This window comes from Cronobacter turicensis, assembly GCF_041222865.1.
Classification (GTDB): Bacteria; Pseudomonadota; Gammaproteobacteria; order Enterobacterales; family Enterobacteriaceae; genus Cronobacter; species Cronobacter turicensis.
In genome coordinates this window covers 4,102,989-4,118,896 of sequence record NZ_CP165997.1, presented here as the reverse complement: position 1 = coordinate 4,118,896, position 15,908 = coordinate 4,102,989, and the positions used below count along the sequence as shown (strand labels likewise).

The 15,908-nt window shown below is 58.7% G+C and carries 8 protein-coding genes and 4 tRNA genes; 10 read left to right on the top strand and 2 right to left on the bottom strand.

Translation table 11 applies throughout. From position 1 onward, the window contains the following. From wzxE to AB8W27_RS19605, 10 genes are all read left to right on the top strand, one after another. Positions 1-1,251 (top strand): lipid III flippase WzxE, encoded by a 1,251-nt coding sequence (wzxE, locus tag AB8W27_RS19650; protein WP_012814889.1) that lies wholly within the window; start codon positions 1-3, stop codon positions 1,249-1,251. Beyond that, on the top strand, positions 1,248-2,324 hold the full coding sequence (locus AB8W27_RS19645; protein WP_041923077.1) for a TDP-N-acetylfucosamine:lipid II N-acetylfucosaminyltransferase: 1,077 nt from the start codon (positions 1,248-1,250) through the stop codon (positions 2,322-2,324). The genes wzxE and AB8W27_RS19645 overlap by 4 nt, the downstream gene beginning before the upstream one ends. Further along, complete coding sequence (gene wzyE / locus AB8W27_RS19640) at positions 2,321-3,685, top strand: ECA oligosaccharide polymerase (RefSeq protein WP_041923078.1); 1,365 nt, start codon at positions 2,321-2,323, stop codon at positions 3,683-3,685. The genes AB8W27_RS19645 and wzyE overlap by 4 nt, the downstream gene beginning before the upstream one ends. Before the next feature lie 15 nt (positions 3,686-3,700). Further along, the gene (gene wecG / locus AB8W27_RS19635; RefSeq protein ID WP_041923079.1) at positions 3,701-4,441 is read left to right on the top strand and encodes a lipopolysaccharide N-acetylmannosaminouronosyltransferase; all 741 of its coding nucleotides are present in this window, start codon (positions 3,701-3,703) and stop codon (positions 4,439-4,441) included. Between the two features lie 225 nt (positions 4,442-4,666). Next, positions 4,667-6,052: an amino acid permease gene (locus tag AB8W27_RS19630; protein ID WP_041923080.1), complete on the top strand. Its 1,386-nt coding sequence runs from the start codon at positions 4,667-4,669 to the stop codon at positions 6,050-6,052. A 102-nt stretch (positions 6,053-6,154) separates the two neighbouring features. Continuing rightward, positions 6,155-6,231 (top strand) — tRNA-Arg (locus AB8W27_RS19625). A 54-nt stretch (positions 6,232-6,285) separates the two neighbouring features. Beyond that, positions 6,286-6,361: transfer RNA gene (locus tag AB8W27_RS19620), tRNA-His, on the top strand. 22 nt (positions 6,362-6,383) lie between these two features. Beyond that, positions 6,384-6,468: transfer RNA gene (locus tag AB8W27_RS19615), tRNA-Leu, on the top strand. Positions 6,469-6,504: 36 nt separating this feature from the next. After that, positions 6,505-6,581 (top strand) — tRNA-Pro (locus AB8W27_RS19610). 630 nt (positions 6,582-7,211) lie between these two features. Next, on the top strand, positions 7,212-12,794 hold the full coding sequence (locus AB8W27_RS19605) for an Ig-like domain-containing protein (RefSeq protein WP_041923081.1): 5,583 nt from the start codon (positions 7,212-7,214) through the stop codon (positions 12,792-12,794). Positions 12,795-13,510: 716 nt separating this feature from the next. Here AB8W27_RS19605 and hemY read toward each other — a convergent pair. Together hemY and hemX are read right to left on the bottom strand one after the other, a co-directional pair. Further along, positions 13,511-14,707, bottom strand: coding sequence for a protoheme IX biogenesis protein HemY (gene hemY / locus AB8W27_RS19600; protein ID WP_041923082.1), 1,197 nt, complete (start codon positions 14,705-14,707; stop codon positions 13,511-13,513). Next, a complete protein-coding gene (gene hemX, locus AB8W27_RS19595; RefSeq protein ID WP_041923083.1) occupies positions 14,707-15,903 on the bottom strand; it encodes a uroporphyrinogen-III C-methyltransferase in 1,197 nt (398 codons plus the stop codon). Before hemX ends, hemY begins: the two co-directional genes overlap by 1 nt. Positions 15,904-15,908: the final 5 nt, after the last annotated feature.

The window sequence follows — 15,908 nt, the reverse complement described above, 5'->3', positions numbered from 1 at the left end:
ATGTCGCTCGCTAAAGCTTCCGTGTGGACCGCCGGGTCCACGCTTATCAAAATCGGCGCGGGGCTGGTGGTCGTCAAACTGCTGGCCGTCGCCTTCGGGCCGACGGGCGTCGGCCAGGCGGGGAACTTCCGTCAGCTAATTACGGTACTTGGCGTGCTGGCCGGGGCAGGCATTTTCAACGGCGTGACGAAACTGGTCGCGCAGCATCAGCATGACGCCGCCGGGCTTCAACGCGTCACGGGCACGGCATCGGCCATGGTGCTGGGCTTCTCGACCTTACTGGCGGTGATTTTTCTGCTGGCGGCAGGCCCGATTAGCGTGGGGCTGTTTGGCCACGATCGCTATGAAAACGTGGTGCGTATGGTGGCCTTCATCCAGATGGGGATCGCCTGGGCCAACCTGACGCTCGCGATTATCAAAGGCTTTCGCGACGCGGCGGGTAACGCGCTGGCGCTGATTATCGGCAGCCTTATCGGCGTGGCCGCGTATTACGCCTGTTTTCACTTTGGCGGGTATGAAGGCGCGCTGCTGGGCCTGGCGCTGGTGCCTGCGCTGGTGGCTATTCCGGCAGTCTGGATGCTGTTGCGGCGCGAGCATGTGCCGCTGCGCTACCTGAAACCCGCGTGGGACGGCCCGCTGGCGCGCCATCTCGGTAAATTCACGCTGATGGCCCTGATGACGGCGGTGACGCTGCCGGTCGCGTACGTGATGATGCGAAACCTGCTGGCTGCCCGTTACGGGTGGGAGGCCGTGGGCATCTGGCAGGGGGTGAGCAGCATCTCCGACGCCTATTTACAGTTTATTACCGCGTCGTTCAGCGTCTGGCTGCTGCCGACGCTGTCGCGCCTTGAGGCGAAGCGCGACATCACCCGCGAAATCGGGCGCGCGCTGAAGTTCGTGCTGCCTGCGGTGGCGACGGCGAGCCTCGCGGTGTATCTGCTGCGGGATGTCGCCATCTGGCTGCTGTTCTCGCCGCAGTTTACCGCGATGCGTGACCTTTTTGCCTGGCAACTGGTGGGCGACGTGCTGAAAGTGGGCGCTTACGTCTTCGGCTACCTGATTATCGCGAAAGCCTCGCTGCGCTTTTATATTTTGACGGAAGTCAGCCAGTTTGCTTTATTAACCGGCTTTTCATACTGGCTGATCCCGGCGCACGGCGCGGCGGGCGCGGCACAAGCCTATATGGCGACCTATATTGTCTATTTCGCCCTCTGTTGTGGCGTATTTTTACTCTGGCGCAGACAGACATGACAGCATTGATTCACGTTCTGGGGTCCGATATTCCCCATCATAACCAGACGGTACTGCGTTTCTTTAACGATGAACTGGCAGAGACTAACGACCAGGCGCGCCGCTTTATGGTGGTCAGCGCCGATGAACAACTCAGCCAGCCGTATCCGTCGCTTTCGCTGAGCATCTTTCCTGATAAAAAAACGCTCGCCCGCGCCGTAGTGGCGCTGGCGCGTGAAAATCGGCAGCAGCGCTTTTTCCTGCACGGCCAGTTTAATGTGCCGCTGTGGCTGGCATTGCTGAGCGGCGGGCTGAAACCCGCGCAGGTGAGCTGGCATATCTGGGGCGCCGATCTTTATGAAGCTTCGCGCAGCCTGAAGTTTCAGCTCTTTTACCGGCTGCGCCGACTGGCGCAGGGGCGCGTAGGCCAGGTGTTCGCCACTCGCGGCGATCTCAGCCACTTTGCGAAGCGCCACCCTGGCGTGCCGGGCGAGCTGCTCTATTTCCCGACGAAGATGGATGAAGGGTTAAACCAGCTGCCGCCGCCTGAGCGCGACGGGAAGCTGACGATTCTGGTAGGTAACTCCGGCGATCGGAGTAATGACCATATCGCGGCGTTGCAGGCGGTGCATCAGCAGTTCGGCGATAACGTTAACGTAATTGTGCCGATGGGGTATCCGGCGAATAACGAGGCGTGGATCGATGAAGTAACGCGGGCCGGACAGGCGTTGTTCAGCCCGGACAACCTCAACGTCCTGCGTGAAAAGCTTGATTTCGACGCCTATCTGGCGCTACTGCGCCAGTGCGATCTCGGTTATTTCATTTTTGCGCGCCAGCAGGGGATCGGCACGCTGTGCCTGCTTATCCAGGCGGGCGTGCCGTGCGTGCTGAGTCGTGAAAACCCGTTCTGGCAGGATATGGTGGAACAAAATCTGCCGGTACTGTTTACCGGCGATAAGCTTAACGAGGTGACGGTGCGCGAGGCGCAGCGTCAGTTGCAGATGGTCGATAAATCGCAAATCGCGTTCTTTAAACCTAATTACCTGACGGGCTGGCACCGCGCGCTGCGTATCGCTTCAGGAGAAGTGGCATGAGCTCATTGCAATTCAGCGGCCTGTTTATCGTCTGGCTGCTGGCGACGCTGTTTATCGGCACGCTGACCTGGTTTGAATTCCGCCGGGTGCGGTTCAACTTTAACGTCTTTTTCTCGCTGCTGTTCCTGCTGACGTTTTTCTTCGGTTTTCCGCTGACCAGCATTCTGGTGTTTCGCTTTGACGTGGCGGTGGTGCCTGCGGAGGTGTTATTGCAGGCATTGCTGTCGGCGGGCTGTTTCTACGCGGTCTACTACGTCACCTATAAAACGCGGTTGCGGGCGGCGCGCGCGCAGGCAGCGTCCTCCGGCGGCGGGCTGTTCACCATGAACCGCGTCGAAACCCATCTGGCGTGGCTGGTGATGATGGCGGTTGCCCTGGTGAGCGTCGGCATTTTCTTTATGCATAACGGCTTTTTGCTGTTCCGGCTGCACTCCTATAGCCAGATTTTCTCCAGCGAAGTCTCCGGCGTGGCGCTCAAGCGCTTTTTCTACTTCTTTATTCCGGCGATGCTGGTGGTCTATTTCCTGCGCCAGGACAGCCGCGCGTGGCTCTTTTTCCTCGTTAGTACCGTCGGGTTTGGCCTGCTGACCTATATGATTGTCGGCGGCACGCGCGCCAATATCATTATCGCATTCGCCATTTTCCTGTTTATCGGCATTATTCGCGGCTGGATCTCGCTTGGGATGCTGGCTGCGGCGGGCGTGATGGGGATCGTGGGGATGTTCTGGCTGGCGCTGAAGCGCTACGGGCTGAACGTCAGCGGCGACGAAGCGTTTTACACCTTTCTTTATCTCACGCGCGATACTTTCTCGCCGTGGGAAAACCTGGCGCTGCTGCTGCAACATTATGGCGATATCGAGTTTCAGGGGCTGGCGCCGATTGCGCGCGATTTCTACGTGTTCATTCCGTCGTGGATCTGGCCGGACCGGCCGCATATCGTTCTCAATACCGCCAACTATTTTACCTGGGAAGTGCTGAACAACCATTCGGGGCTGGCTATCTCCCCGACGCTGCTGGGCTCGCTGGTGGTAATGGGCGGCGTGTGGTTTATCCCTCTTGGCGCGGTGGCGGTCGGGCTTATCATCAAATGGTTCGACTGGCTGTATGAGCGCGGCAATCGTGAACCGAACCGTTATAAAGCCGCTATCCTGCACAGCTTCTGCTTTGGCGCCATCTTTAACATGATTGTGCTGGCCCGCGAGGGGCTGGATGCGTTTGTGTCGCGCGTGGTCTTTTTTATGGTGGTATTCGGCGCCTGTCTGGTGGTCGCGAAGCTGGTTTACTGGGTGCTGGACAATGCGGGGCTTATCCAGCGGCGCCGCCGTCGCGCGGTGCCGCTGTCGCCAACGGAAACGCTTTAAGGTTAAGGGAATATGATGTCTGAACAGGTCACCGCGCCAGTCTATACGCTTCGCGGGCTGCCGTTGCTGGGGTGGCGCGATATGCAACACGCGCTTGATTATCTCTATGCCGACGGCACGCTGCGCCACGGCACGCTGGTGGCGATTAACGCCGAGAAGATGCTGGCGCAGGAGGCGGACGCCGAAGTCCGCAGCCTGATTGAAGCGGCGGAATTTAAATATGCCGACGGCATCAGCGTCGTGCGCTCGGTTCGTAAAAAGTACCCGCAGGCGCAGGTGTCACGCGTGGCGGGCGCCGATCTCTGGGAGGCGCTGATGGCGCGCGCCGGACGCGAAGGCACGCCGGTCTTTCTGGTGGGCGGCAAACCGCAGGTGCTCGCGCAAACCATTGAAAAACTCAAACGCCAGTGGAATGTGAATATCGTCGACGCGCAGGACGGCTACTTTAAGCCGGAAGAGCGAGCGGCGCTGTTTACGCGCATCCGCGACAGCGGCGCGCAGATAGTCACGGTCGCGATGGGCTCGCCGCGCCAGGAGATTTTTATGCGCGACTGCCGTCTCGTTCATCCTGACGCCCTGTATATGGGGGTGGGCGGCACCTACGACGTCTTCACCGGCCATGTGAAACGCGCGCCGAAAGTGTGGCAGAACCTTGGGCTGGAATGGCTTTATCGTCTGCTTTCCCAGCCGAGCCGCCTCAAACGCCAGCTGCGCCTGCTGCGCTACCTTGGCTGGCACTACACCGGCAGGCTGTGATCCTCAGGCGGCGTCAGCCGACGCCGCCGTTTTTCTTCTGATGGTTTATTGCGCAGTAAGCGCATTTTTGCCACGCATTATTTGCCATTTCTCTCAAATTGCGGAACCATTCGCCCGCCCCTTGCCGGGACGCGGCAGGGTTACGCTACCCACAGGGGCTCACGCATTCACCATCACAATAACCAGGTTCACCTGGACGCACGTGAAACACAACACAGAGGATCTATGGCAGAGAATAAACCGGAACTACAGCGAGGGCTGGAGGCCCGACATATCGAGCTGATTGCGCTCGGCGGGACTATCGGGGTGGGGCTGTTTATGGGCGCCGCCAGTACGCTGAAATGGGCGGGGCCGTCGGTGCTGTTGGCCTATATCATCGCCGGGCTGTTCGTCTTTTTCATTATGCGCTCAATGGGCGAAATGCTGTTCCTTGAGCCGGTAACCGGTTCGTTCGCCGTTTACGCGCATCGTTACATGAGCCCGTTCTTCGGCTATCTCACCGCGTGGTCTTACTGGTTTATGTGGATGGCGGTGGGCATTTCGGAAATCACCGCCATCGGGGTCTACGTCCAGTTCTGGTTCCCGGAGATGGCGCAGTGGATACCCGCGCTGATTGCCGTAGGGCTGGTCGCGCTGGCGAACCTGGCGGCGGTGCGGCTGTATGGCGAAATCGAATTCTGGTTCGCGATGATCAAAGTCACTACTATTATCGTCATGATCGTGGTTGGGCTTGGCGTGATTTTCTTCGGCTTTGGCAACGGCGGTCATGCGATAGGCTTTGGCAATCTCACCTCGCACGGCGGTTTCTTTGCGGGCGGCTGGAAGGGCTTCCTGACGGCGCTCTGTATCGTGGTGGCGTCTTATCAGGGCGTCGAGTTGATTGGCATTACCGCGGGCGAAGCGAAAAACCCGCAGGTGACGCTGCGCAGCGCGGTCGGCAAAGTGCTGTGGCGCATCCTGATTTTCTACGTGGGCGCGATTTTCGTTATCGTGACTATCTTCCCGTGGGATGAAATCGGCAGCAACGGCAGCCCGTTTGTGCTGACCTTCGCCAAAATAGGGATCACCGCAGCGGCGGGCATTATCAACTTCGTGGTGCTGACCGCAGCACTTTCCGGCTGCAACAGCGGGATGTACAGCTGCGGGCGTATGCTCTATGCGCTGGCGAATAACCGCCAGTTACCGGCGGCGATGGGTAAAGTCTCGCGCAACGGCGTACCGGTGGCGGGCGTCGCGGTCTCGATTGTAATTCTGCTGGTGGGTTCGTGCCTCAACTACATTATTCCGAATCCGCAGCGCGTGTTCGTTTATGTCTACAGCGCCAGCGTATTGCCGGGGATGGTGCCGTGGTTCGTCATCCTGATTAGCCAGCTGCGCTTTCGCCAGACGCACCAGGCGGCGATTGCCGCGCATCCGTTCCGCTCCGTGCTGTTCCCGTGGGCGAATTACCTGACGATGGCGTTTCTGGTCTGCGTGCTGGTGGGCATGGGATTCAATGAGGATACGCGTATGTCACTCATTGTCGGGGCGATTTTCCTGGTGCTGGTAAGCGTTATTTATAAGCTTTTCGGGTTCGATCGCTACGGTTCGACCCCCAAAGTGGATGGATAACCGCCAGAGTGCGCAAAGCATAACCAAACGCGCATTTTCTTCAAAAAAGCACTAGACAGCAGGGCGCGAAGTCCGTAGTATCCCCACCCGCAACGGCGCTACGCGCCCGTAGCTCAGCTGGATAGAGCGCTGCCCTCCGGAGGCAGAGGTCTCAGGTTCGAATCCTGTCGGGCGCGCCATTTAAACGGCGCTTGAGCTGCGGTGGTTTTAATACCGCGTGAAAGAATACAGTGGTGGCTATAGCTCAGTTGGTAGAGCCCTGGATTGTGATTCCAGTTGTCGTGGGTTCGAGTCCCATTAGCCACCCCATTATTTAAGAGTTTGTGGCGATGCGAAGGTGGCGGAATTGGTAGACGCGCTAGCTTCAGGTGTTAGTGTCCTTCGGACGTGGGGGTTCAAGTCCCCCCCTCGCACCACTACTTGATTGAACAAAAAAGTCAAAAAGCAGTATACGGCGAGTAGCGCAGCTTGGTAGCGCAACTGGTTTGGGACCAGTGGGTCGGAGGTTCGAATCCTCTCTCGCCGACCACTTTTGAACCTCGCTTCGGCGAGGTTTTTTGTTTTCTGCCTCTCCACGTTTGCATTTCTCCGTTTTATTTCTTCGGCCAATCGCCTCGCGCTCTTCCTTTTCTGACGGTTTTAACAATACGACGCACTGTAATCCCGCTCACAAAATTCAGTTAGTATTATTAATCTATTTCTGTGCTAATCATTCCGGCTGCCGCTGCGCTTATATGCGCTTTTTTTATTTGAAAATGAGGCTTTTTTATCAGAAATGAGGTACTGCCATTGCTGGTCGACGAATCAACAGCGAGATTTATTATTTATGATGGCGAATCAATATTAACAATTTCTGTTTTATATAATATCTGGTAATGATCAGTTTAATTCAACTGTTTGATTTTTAAAGAATCAAACTTAAATGGTCATAAAATTTAGGCTGAAGTGTTTTCGCTAATAAATTTGTTTTTTTGCCAACACCCATTACACCTATTACATATCTGAAAATTAAACTGTCGGGACTGAATGCCTGGAAATTCCTTGCGTTGCCGTCTTCCCTGCGTTGTGCGCCTTTTCTGCGCACCGCCCATTTTTTCTCTTCCCGTTGTTTGCGGAATATTTCTGTTTTGACATGCGTGACAAGAATAAGTGAGGGGTTATGGCAACAATTCTCGATGGTAGCGCGACCACACAGGCAGTAACTATTCAAACGCTGGCGCGACACGGCGGCGAATTAATTACTACCGTACAGGCGCAGGGCACCCGAACATTAATTCTGTCGGAGCCTTCCGTGGTACGTATTCAGGCTTCGCCTGACGTGGTAATGCGTTATGAGCGGCAGGGCGATGACTTAATTCTGCACATGCAGGATGGCAGCACCGTCGTCTGTAAAAACTATTTTGTCGAACAGGAGGGGTATCACAGCGAATTACTGTTCGATGATGGCAAGAATCCGCCTGTCCACGCCGTTTTCCCGTCGAACGAAAGCCTGGCCGCCAGCGCGCCGGGGCTGACGCCGGAATATCAGGCGGTGGAGAGCATTGAGCCGCTGCTTATCGGTGACAATCATTCGATGACGGTTCTTGGGTCCATTCTCGGCGCGGTGGCGCTGGGCGGCGTCATTGCCGCGGCAGGCTCCGGCGGCGGTGGAGGCGGAGATGACGATAACGATCGGGGCGGTGAGGGCGGCGGAAACAGCGGCTCCATCAAGCTCAATACGCTTGCCGGCGACGGTATGCTGAATGCCCAGGAGGCGCAAAACGCGCTGGTGATTAGCGGGCAGACCGTCAACGTGGCACCTGGCACGACGGTCACGGTGACGATTAACGGCAAAACGTACACCACGACGGTGGGGGCCGATAACACCTGGTCGCTGACGGTTCCGGCCGCTGATGTGCAGGCCTTCCCGGACGGTCCGTTACCGGTGCGCGTCACCACGACCGATACCGCCGGCCATGCCATCAGCGCCGAATCCTCACTGGACGTTGCGGCAGAATTCCTGCCCGACCCGCAAATTGCCCCGGTATTTGGTGACGACATGCTGGTCCTGAGCGAAAGCCAGGGCAACCAGACCATTAGCGGCACGACGGGCATCACCGGCGACGGGCAGAGCGCAGTGGTGGTGATAAACAACGTCTCTTATCCGGTAAAGGTTGACAGTCAGGGCAACTGGAGCCTGACGTTAACGCCCGAACAGCTCAGCGCACTGCCGCAGGGCGAGCTGCCGATAAGCGTTATCGTCACCGACGCGGCGGGCAATACCGGCAGTAATACCGTGATTGCGACGGTAGATACCATTCCACCGCCGGTGACGGTGGCGGCGCTGACCGGCGATAACCTGGTGAATGCTATCGAAAGCAAAGTGCCGATTACGGTTAACGGCACTTCGGAACCCGGCGCGCAAATCACGGTGAGCTATAATAATCAGCAATATACCACCACGACAGGCGCCGACGGCACCTGGAGCGTGCAGATCCCTGCCGACGCGCTGAGCGGCATGGCGAACGGCAACTATCCGCTCACGGTGACCGCCAAAGACGCCGCCGGCAATACCGGTACTACCAGCGAAACCGTGACGATGGCGCTGACGCCGCCCGCGCCGACGCTTAATACCCCCTTCGGCGACGATCAGCTTAACGATAACGACACCAAAGTGACCCAGTTGCTTACCGGGAAAACCGGCGCGTTCGGCGAATCGCAAGGGGTCATTATCAACATCGGCGGGCTCGATGTGCTGTCCCACGCCACGCCGGTACGTGGCAGCGGCGGCAAATGGTCGCTGAATATCGATCCTGTGGCGGGCGGTAACAACTATCTGGCGACCGTCGATGAAAACGGCAACTGGCAACTGGCGTTGCCGCCCGACATTCTTCAGCAGTTTGCCGATGGCGAAATTACGATAACCGTGGTGGCGGTCGATGGCGCCGGTAACTTCGGCGCGGCGCCGCAGCAGACGTTTGACGTGGACACCACGCCGCCAACGCTCGCCGTCACGCCGGTCACCGGCGATGACATTATTACGGCGCTTGAGAGCGGCGCGGATGTGGTCGTCAGCGGCACCAGTAGTGGTCTGGAAAGCGGGCAGAGCGTCGATGTGCTGATTAACGGCGTGACCTATGTGACGGCCGCCGGGCCTGACGGCAGCTGGAGCGTCACTATCCCCGCAGCTCAGGTACAGGCATTGCCGCAGGGCGAGGTGCCCATTTCCGTGAGCGCCAGCGATGTCGCAGGCAACCGCGGCAATGAGGTGAGTCAAGTGACGGTCGATACTGAGGTCACGCTGACGGTCAATCCTGTCGCGACCGATGACATCATCAACTCGCTGGAAATTACCGGCGACGTGCCGGTAAGCGGCACCGCGTCGGTGGAAGACGCCGGGCAGACGGTGACCGTCACGCTCAACGGCCAGGACTACACCACGACCGTTCAGCTCGATGGCAGCTGGACCGTCAATCTGCCTGCCGCCGCGCTTCAGGCGTCTGGCGACGGGCAGCAACCGCTGACGGTGTCATTGAGCGACGCCGTGGGTAACAGCATCACGGTCAACCATCCGGTTACCATCGACGCCGACGCCGCAACGCTGCCGGTACTTTCCATCACCACGCTCTCCGGCGACGGTTACCTGAACGCGTTCGAACATACCCAGCCGCTTCTGTTGAGCGGCACCAGTGCTAACGTCGAGGCGGGGCAGACCGTCACGCTGACGCTGAACGGCAAAACGTATACCGCGACCACGCAAAGTGATGGGAGCTGGAGCGTGGAAGTCCCCGTCGCGGATGTGCTGCAACTGCCGGATCAAGTGTGGACCGTCAGCGCAAGCGTAACGGATACCAGCGGCAACCCGGCCGCCGCCAGTAGCGATCTTACCGTCGTCGCCCAGACGCATCCGACCATTTCCGTCGAACCGATAGCCGCAGATAACATCATTAACGCGACGGAAAAAGGCAGTGACCTGACCATTACGGGTGACAGCACCGCTATTGAAGCAGGCCAGCCAGTGACGGTGCTCTTTAATGGCGTAACCTATAACGCGCAGGTTAGCAGCGATGGTAGCTGGAGCGTGAACATACCGGCCTCGGCGATAGCTAATCTCACCGACGGGCCGCTGAGCGTGGTGGTCGGCTCTGAAGATATCGCGGGTAATCAGGCTTCCGTCGTGCAGGCGGTGACTGTTGACGCGACCATCGCGCTGGCGATAGACACCGTCGCGGTGGATGATTTCATCAGCGATGCGGAGTCGCAAAGCGACGTGACGATTTCCGGTACGGCGTCTGCCGCAGATGCGGGGCGTACCGTCACGGTGACGCTTGGCGGCAATGACTACAACGCCACGGTACAGTCGGATGGCACCTGGAGCCTTGATGTACCGGCGGCGGATGTCCAGGCGCTGAGCGATGGCGAGCTGACTGTTACCGCCTCGCTCACGGATACCGCGGGCAATGCGATTTCCATCGATCGCACCGTTACGCTAGATACCACTGCGCCGGTCGTTACCATCAACCCGATAGCGGCCGATGATATCGTAAGCCAGGCGGAAGCTGGCGCGCTGGTGACGCTGAGCGGCACGGCGGAGGCCAACAGCAGCGTGGTGATTACCATTGGCTCGCTGACCTTTAACGCCACCACCAACGCCAGCGGCGTCTGGACGACCGACGTCTCGCTTGCCGCCCTCGCTGATGGTGATTATACCGCAAGCGTGGTGGCCACCGACGCGGCGGGCAACAGCGGCGATGCAAGCCGCCCGTTTGAAATGCTGGTTACGCCGCCGGCGCCGACGGTTGAAGCGCTGCCCTTCGGCAATGCGTTTCTGTCACTGACGGAGTCGCAAACCGATCAAATCGTTACCGGCACAACAGGCACGGCTAACCCGGCGAGCGTGGATGTCGTCATTAACGGGATCACTTATCCCGCCACGTTCGATGCCAGCGGCAACTGGCAGATCACGATACCCGCCGCCGATTTGCAGGCGATGCCCGCCGACGGCTCGCAGATCCCCATCACCGTGACGGTCACCGATACCGCAGGCAATACCGGCAGCGGAGATAACAGCTTCAGCGCGGATTTTGTGCCGCCGTCGCTGACGGTAAATGACGTGACCGGCGACAACCTGATTAACCCTACCGAGGCGGCGGGCGTGATTGTCGTCTCGGGTACGTCAGAGCCGGGGAGCGTCATCACGTTTACCTTAAACGGTGAGAATTACGGTCCGGCCACGACCGCAGGCAACGGCAACTGGAGTATTAATATTCCCGCAGGTCAGCTGGCGTCGCTTGCCGATGACGTATATGACATGGTGGTGACCGCAGAAGATGACGCAGGCAACACCATTATCCAGACCGTGCCGCTGACCCTCGATTTTACCGCGCCGGTCGTGGCCATTGACGAGCCGCTGGCCCTTGATGGTTACATCAGTCAGGCGGAAGCGCAGAGCGGAGTGACAATTACCGGCACTGGCGAAGCCGATCTGCCGCTGACATTAACGCTTAACGGCATCCCCTATAACACCACGGTCCAGTCCAACGGCACCTGGAGCGTGCAGTTGCCTGCTAGTGCGCTCGGCGCCGTGCCGAACGGCGACTATACCCTCAGCGCAACCCAGACCGACGCCGCCGGTAACAGCGGCGGCGATACCGCGCCTGTCAGCGTGCTGAGAACACTGCCTGCGCCGACAATTACGCTGGCGTATGGAGATGGCTTCCTGAGCCAGGCGGAATCGTTAACCGAGCAGACCATCAGCGGTACGACGGGGCTTAGCGCCGGGTCGCTGGTGAAAACGGCGACGGTGACGATTGGCGGCGTGGGCTATACACCCACCATCAACAGCGACGGTACCTGGAGCGTGACGCTGACGCCAGAACAACTCCAGGCGCTGCCGCAGGGGTCGGTACCGATCCGTGTAGACGTAACCGACGTCGCGGGTAACGCGGGTACACGGCAGACCTTCTCGACCGTGGATACCCAGATCCCTACCATTAATGTCTTGCCGGTGACCGGCGACGACATTATCGATCAGACCGAAATCACGGGCGGTGGACTGACCATCAGCGGCGATTCCGAGCCGGGCGCGGAGGTGACGATTGTCTTTGGCGACGTGACGCTAAACACCACCGTGCTGGGGGATGGCAGCTGGAGTGTGGCGTTGACGGCTGACGCGCTTGCACAGCCGGCCGGTAGTTATACGCTGGATATTACGGCGCGTGACGATGCCGGTAATGAAGTCACCACCCAGCATATCGTGGAACTGCAGAACGGCGTTGCGGCGCCAGCGCTGATGTCCCTTTTCGCTGAGCCTTTGGTAAGCAACGAGATGGCGCTGACAGGTACTGACGGCAACGATCACTTTATTCTCAACAGTCTGGATTTCAGCCGACTGGACGGCGGCGCGGGCGTCGATACCTTAACCCTTGGCGACAAAGTGCCGACGCTTAATCTGGCGCAGCTCGGCTTTAAGGTGGCGCATATTGAGGTGCTCGATCTCGGTACCAGCGGGAAGGGCAGCCTGACGCTGGATCTTGATAATGCGCTCAACCTGAAAGACGAGCCGCAGGAGCCGCTGCGCATTACCGGCGATAACGGCGGCGAGGTGACGCTGCTCAATACGCCGGATGGTATCTGGTCAATGAGCGGCTTCGAGACGCTCGGCGGTCAGGTGTTTGATGTTTATCACAACAGCGCGCTCGGGGCAGCTAACACGCTGGGCGACCTGCTTATTCAGGACAATATTCACGTGAAAATGATGTAGCGGGCGGGTGACGGGATTTAGCGACATTCCGTATTATGCGTGTCGCTCACAGGAGACATATAAGTTTTTAATATCTATAGGGAAAACAGACAGGCTGCAAATCCTGTCGCTATTCGATGACACCTGATGGCTGCGCCTGCCGGGGAAATCAACATATGGCGCTGGTCACAGTGGCGATGAAACAAGGACTTAGGCGTTACAGACAAACGCTGCATACCTGGCACGATAAATGCTACAATAACGGTGTAGATGCTCATTCCATCTCTTATGTTCGCTTCGGCTTCATAAACCCAGGAATGACGCAGAGCCGTTTACGGTGCTTATCGTCCACAGACAGATGTCGCTTCGGCCTCATCAAACACCATGGACATAACGTTGAGTGAAGCACCACATTTGTTGTCAAACAGACCTGTTTTGATACCTGCCCTCGGGCAGGTATTTTTTTTCCTGTAGGTCATCTTTCGCGTTGTGGCTGTGTTAGCTGCGCGCACTCACCCCGGTCACTTACTAATGTAAGCTCCCAGGGATTCGCTTACTTGCCGCCTTGCCACATCACGAAATCTGACCCACAGACCGAAGGGCTTTCGCGTTGTGGTTGCCCTGGCTGCGCGCTCACCCTGGTCACTAACTGATGTAAGCTCCCGGGGCTCCCATTACTGCATAACAACATTTCTCAAACCGCGGAGTTAAAAAACCCCTCCGAAGAGGGGTGGGGATTATTGCGGGGTGTTCTGCTGTAGCGTCAGCAGCAGGCCGTCGCGGCGCATCGTGGCGGCCTCTTCGGGCTGATGCAGACGGTCGAGGACGTCAGCAAGCCAGGCGTAATCGAAGGCGTCCGGGCGCTGTTTAAGGGCGGCGCGAAACGCGAGGCTCGCCTCTTTCCATTCGCCGTGTGACATCAGCAACTGGCCTAACGTACTCCAGAGCAGCGGGCGATCGCCGTAGGTTTTAATCTGCTGGCGCAGCGCTTTTTCCAGCTGTTCCGGGTTACCGGCTTTCAGGCGCGGCATCAGCAATACCAGACGATCGTCATACTGGCGTTTCAGGCCGTCGAGGATAATCTCCTGCGCGGTCTGATGGTCGTCGCATTCAATAAGATGTTCCGCCATCGCCACCTGCAACGCCGGTTGATGGCGCGTTTTGCGGCTCTGGTTACGCCACCAGGTTTTCAGGCCGTCGCTGCCCTGATCGGCGCGCGCCTGATCCATCAGCCCGATCCAGGCCTGACGCGTCAGCGCGTCGCGGTGTTCGTCGTCGCCTACGCCCGCTTTCTGCATGGAAGGAATAATATCCAGCAGCGAACTCCAGGCGCCGGTGCGGATATACGCCTGTTCCGCCAGACGCAGCACTTCCGGGTGGCGCGGCGTAATTTCCAGCAGGCGATCGACGCCGTGGCGGGCGGCGTGGTTTTCATTGCGCGCCAGTTGCAGACGCACGCGGGTGATCTCAACCGGAATTTGATCGTTATCCGCCAGCTCCGCCGCGCGCTCAAGGTGCTGATTGGCGCGTGCTTCGTCGCCGCGCTGCTGGGCGGCTTCCGCGGCCAGCAGATAGTTAACCACCGGCTGTTCAGCGTGATCGGCGTTTTTTGACATCAGCTTTTCAACCTGCTGATAATCGCCCTCGGCAAGCTTAAGCAGCGCCAGTTTGGTTTGCTTACGCGCGCGGCTGCGCTTGCGGCCCGCGAACCAGCCGCGAGTACGCGCGCCGGTGTGGAACAGACGACGCAGTAGCCATTCGATGGCAAACAACACCACCAGCGAGAGGATCGCCATGATCGCAAGGCCGGTAACGCTGGTTTCAATATTCCAGGTATCGGTCTGGATCAGCACATAACCCTGATGACCGGCCACCATCGGGCCGACCACGATCCCGGCGATCAACAGCAGAAACAGCAATAAGACTTTCAGCATTACTGTTCTCCCTGCGTCGGCGCCGCGTCGGCCGGAGCTTGCGTGCGTGGGTCGTCAACCTGCGGGGCGGCGGCATCGCCCGGCACTGACGGCTGCGCCATCAGGTTGCGTACCCGCGTCTGCATCAGTTTTTCCAGAATCGCCTGGCTTTGCAGGGTTTCCGGGACGTCCATGCTGATATTTTGCTGGGCCAGGTTGTCGATAGATTCCAGAAACGCTTTGGTGCCCGCGTCACTGGTGTCGTAGTACGCGCGCACCCACGTGGAGACGTTATCGAGCGACTGCTTGTAGATCTCATCCTGATGGCGCGGCACAGCCTGGGCGGCGACCAGCAGACGCGAGCGGATATTCTCGCGCAGGTAAATGTCCTGATTCGGGGCCAGCAGCGGGACGGCGGTATCGTCGCGACGGCGGATAGTAATAAAGCTGTCCATAAAGTTGTGCCAGCTTTTCACCAGATTCTGACGCCATTCGCCAAGCGAGCTGGAGAGTTCGCTGCCGTCGCTGTCCATCGGCGCGTCGTCACTGTCGTTATCCGCAAGACGCAGGTTATCGACCTGGTTGGAGAGCTGGTTCAGCTTCAGAATGATGCCGTCGTAATCGACCTGCGTCACGCTTGCCAGCGCGGCGATGTCATCCGTCAGCGCGCGGCGGGCGGTGATAAGGCTCGGATCGTTCATGTCGGCGAGGCTCGCATCGGCGCTTTTTAACAGCGCGGCGGCGGTGGTGGCGTCCTGATCGCTCCAGAGCTTACGCCCGGCGAGTTTCACCAGGAAATCGGCCTGGGCGAGCTGCCAGGTTTTGGCGTCGCTGCCGGAAATGGTCGCGACTTTTTTCTGAACTTCGTCCAGTTCGCGCGCCATCGCTTCCTGCTGGCGGGTCGCGGTCGCGAGGGCATCAGACTGCGCCTTGAGGGTTTTCTCAAACTCAGCTTTCTGCGCCTGCTGCTGATTTTGCAACGAGGTTAACTGGGTGGCGAGGGTATCGGTGCTGGCATTCTGACTGTCGGCCTGCTTTTTACTCCAGGTCCACAGGCCCGCGCCCGTCGCCAGCGCAATGGCGATGGCCACCGCGCTGAGCACCAGCGCGGTTTTGCCGGAGCGGTCTTTTTTCGCGGTCGGTTCCGGCTGTGGCGTTGTCTCCACAACCTGCGGGGTTTCTTCAACCGTAGCAGGGGTGTGTTGTTGTTCCGTCATTGTGG